The 2,754-nt window shown below is 65.1% G+C and carries 4 protein-coding genes and 1 pseudogene; 1 reads left to right on the top strand and 4 read right to left on the bottom strand.

Translation table 11 applies throughout. The features are described 5' to 3' along the window. The 4 genes and pseudogenes from BJQ90_RS06970 to BJQ90_RS06955 all read right to left on the bottom strand — a co-directional run. The coding region (locus tag BJQ90_RS06970) for a glycoside hydrolase family 1 protein (protein ID WP_226759567.1) at positions 1-508 on the bottom strand (508 nt) is incomplete at its 3' end. Between the two features lie 120 nt (positions 509-628). Next, positions 629-1,017: pseudogene (locus tag BJQ90_RS06965) on the bottom strand (hypothetical protein). Between the two features lie 78 nt (positions 1,018-1,095). After that, positions 1,096-1,542, bottom strand: coding sequence for a J domain-containing protein (locus BJQ90_RS06960; protein WP_226759566.1), 447 nt, complete (start codon positions 1,540-1,542; stop codon positions 1,096-1,098). Between the two features lie 97 nt (positions 1,543-1,639). Beyond that, positions 1,640-2,065 carry an Hsp20/alpha crystallin family protein gene (locus tag BJQ90_RS06955; protein WP_226759580.1) on the bottom strand — a complete coding sequence of 142 codons (426 nt, stop codon included), beginning with the start codon at positions 2,063-2,065 and terminating at the stop codon, positions 1,640-1,642. Positions 2,066-2,245: 180 nt separating this feature from the next. Here BJQ90_RS06955 and BJQ90_RS06950 point away from each other — a divergent pair, with 180 nt between their 5' ends. Next, positions 2,246-2,539: a MerR family transcriptional regulator gene (locus BJQ90_RS06950; RefSeq protein ID WP_226759565.1), complete on the top strand. Its 294-nt coding sequence runs from the start codon at positions 2,246-2,248 to the stop codon at positions 2,537-2,539. The last annotated feature ends 215 nt before the right edge of the window (positions 2,540-2,754 follow it).

The following is a 2,754-nucleotide window of genomic DNA, read 5'->3' as shown; positions in this document are numbered from 1 at the left end:
CCGTCACCCAGCGGGTCACCCTGTCCCCATAGGCGGCCGCGGCGATCGCGGCGAACTCGCCGAGCCGGTAGGCGGTGTCGCGGTTCATCCAGCCGCCCGCCTGGTCGAGCTCCAGCGGCGTGTCCCAGTGATACAGCGTGGCCATGGGGGCGATCCCGTTGTCCAGCAGCAGGTCGATCAGCCGGTCATAGAAGTCCAGCCCCGCCGGATTGACCGGACCGCTGCCGCCGGGCTGGATACGTGACCAGGACAAGGAGAACCGGTAGGAATCGACCCCGAGGTCCTTCATCAGGGCCACGTCCTCGGGCATCCGGTGGTAGTGGTCGCAGGCAACCGCCGGGCTGTGGTCCTGAACGATCGCTCCGGGCCTGGCGGCGAAGACGTCCCAGCCAGAGGGACCGCGTCCATCCTCGTCCAGGGCGCCTTCGATCTGGAAGGCTGCGGTCGCCACGCCCAGGGTGAATCGCGACGGCAAAAGGGCGGCCAAGTCCTTGGCGGAAGCATTCATCAGTGGATTCCCTCAGCTAGTTTGCGGCAGTTGAATGATTTTAGGCCGCAGCGCATCCCCCGCGCCACGACCGGCGTCAACGTGCCGGGCGGCCACCGTCCCGGCAGGGCTGCCGCGGACTCAATACACCGAGGTTTCAGGCCCAAACAGGAAATCCTTGGCGTGGGCGACGGCCTTCTTGAACGCGTCGTTGCGCAGGGCCTGCAGCTGTTCGGTCTCATCCGCCGAGGGTCCAGATAACTCGTGTATCCGGGCCGCAGCACCCAAATGTCACCGGCCGGCGGCAGGTAGAAAACGCCGAAAGAGCGGTGCTGGCTGTCCTCGGCGGTCCAGATGGGAACCACTGCCAGGGCCGCACCGGTGTCGACGTTGATCCACTGGGCCCGCGGAAGCGGTGCTTCATGGGCCTCCGGGTCGAAGAAGGGAGCCGTCCCCTGACCCCAGCGGGCCTCGAAACGCTCGTGGAAGACCGGCATCAGATGCGAATCGTGGCGGCGCCATGCGCTCATGGCCGCCCTCCTTCTTTTGTTCTTGCTGTGTGGGTGTTGCGTCCGGGCTGGGCTCACGGGCTGGGCTCACGGGCCGGGTCACCACGGCCCCGGCTCCCACTGAACCGGGGTTACCCGCAGGACCGGCTGCTCGTATCGGTGGTGACGCACCGGGATCTCGCGGCTTCCAGCGCCGGGGCTTCCCGTGACAGCGCCTCCGGTGACCGCGCCTCCCGTGACAGCGCCTCCGGTGACGGCGCGTCCGGCAGCCGTGGTGCCGCGCCCGGCGTCCCTGCCGGGCGGGTCATACTGGGCCCGGGATTTCGGATCCAGCAGGACCGCGAAGGACTGCAGTATGCGCCGCGCTTCGTCGCCGGCGTTTCCGGTCCCTGAGTCCCCCGCGACGGAGTCCCCCGCATCGGCGGAGGAACCGACGTCGGAATGGCGGAGGCGCATCAGCGCCCGGAAGGCACGCTGAATCTCGGCCGGCGTCGCGTCCGGCGCCACGTGCAGTGCCGCGTAGTATCCACGCAGGTCGCGGTTCATCGGTGCACCCCCTGTCCGGAAAGACCGGGTGGGGACCAGACAGCGCCGTCTGGTCCCCTTACTTATCGGCTGGCTGGACGGTATCCGTCCGCCGCCGTTACTTCCCGATCTCCTGCAGTTTGTCCTGCGTGCGAGTGATTTCAATCTTCCGAGGCTTGGCCTGCTGCAGCACCGGAATGCGGAGCGTCAGGACGCCGTCGGCATCGTGCGCCTTGACCTTCTCGGTGTCCAGCGTGTCGCCGAGGATGAGTTGGCGGCTGAAGACGCCGCGCGGACGTTCCGAGGCAATCAGCTCAACGTTGGGCTGCGTGGGGTCGCGCCTTGCAGCCCTGACGGTCAGGACGTTGCGCTCGATTTCGAGGTCCACAGAGTCCACGTTGACGCCGGGAAGATCGAACGCGACGACGAACTCGCCGTCCTCCTGCCATGCGTCCATCGGCATGGCCGCGGGCCGTGCCGCCGTTCCGAAAACCTGCTGGTTCAGCCGGTCCAGTTCACGGAACGGGTCCTTACGCATCAACATCATTTCCCACTCCTTCATAGGAGGGTTGCCAGCTTTTCCTGTACCCAGCCGACCTGATTATATTTTGTGGTGAATATAAATTTCTTCTAGCACCGGGGCAACACTGATGCAAGGGGAAATTGGACATCGAACTCTGCAACATCGAGACACAGCAAAATCGAGACACTGCAAGGGAGTACCGTGACGGATCGTGGTCAGGAACTGGGCCTCTACGCGATCTCCGTGGTGGCCCAATTGGTCGGGACTGGGCAGCAGAGCATCAGGCTCTACGAGCGGAAGGGCCTGCTGACGCCGGACCGCACGGCCGGAGGGACACGGCGGTACAGCAACGCAGACCTGGCGGTGCTGCGGCGGATCAGCGAGCTTCTGGAGGAGGGACTGAATCTGGCCGGTGTGGCCAAAGTCCTGGAGTTGGAAGCGGTCAACGCCCGGCTGCAGGAGGAGCTGAGCCTCCTCCGCTCACGCCGGTCCTAGTGGAGGATGCCAGGCCGCGTCACCCTTTCTTGGGGAACGGGGTCAGGCCCCGTGGAGTGGTGTCAGTTTCCGCAATTGCGCGTTACTCCGGAGACGTAGTGAGCCACAGTGCGATGGTCAGTGAGAACCGATCAGAGAACTCACAAAGGACACAAACACACGATGGCTCTAGAACAGTGAGAAGTTCGCGTGAATTTTGACGCTTTCGGCGTGAA

The sequence above is a fragment of the Arthrobacter sp. SO3 genome, assembly GCF_020532825.1.
In the GTDB taxonomy this organism is placed as follows: Bacteria; Actinomycetota; Actinomycetes; order Actinomycetales; family Micrococcaceae; genus Arthrobacter.
Note: the sequence above shows the minus strand (reverse complement) of the source record. Positions and strands in the feature narration are given on the sequence as shown.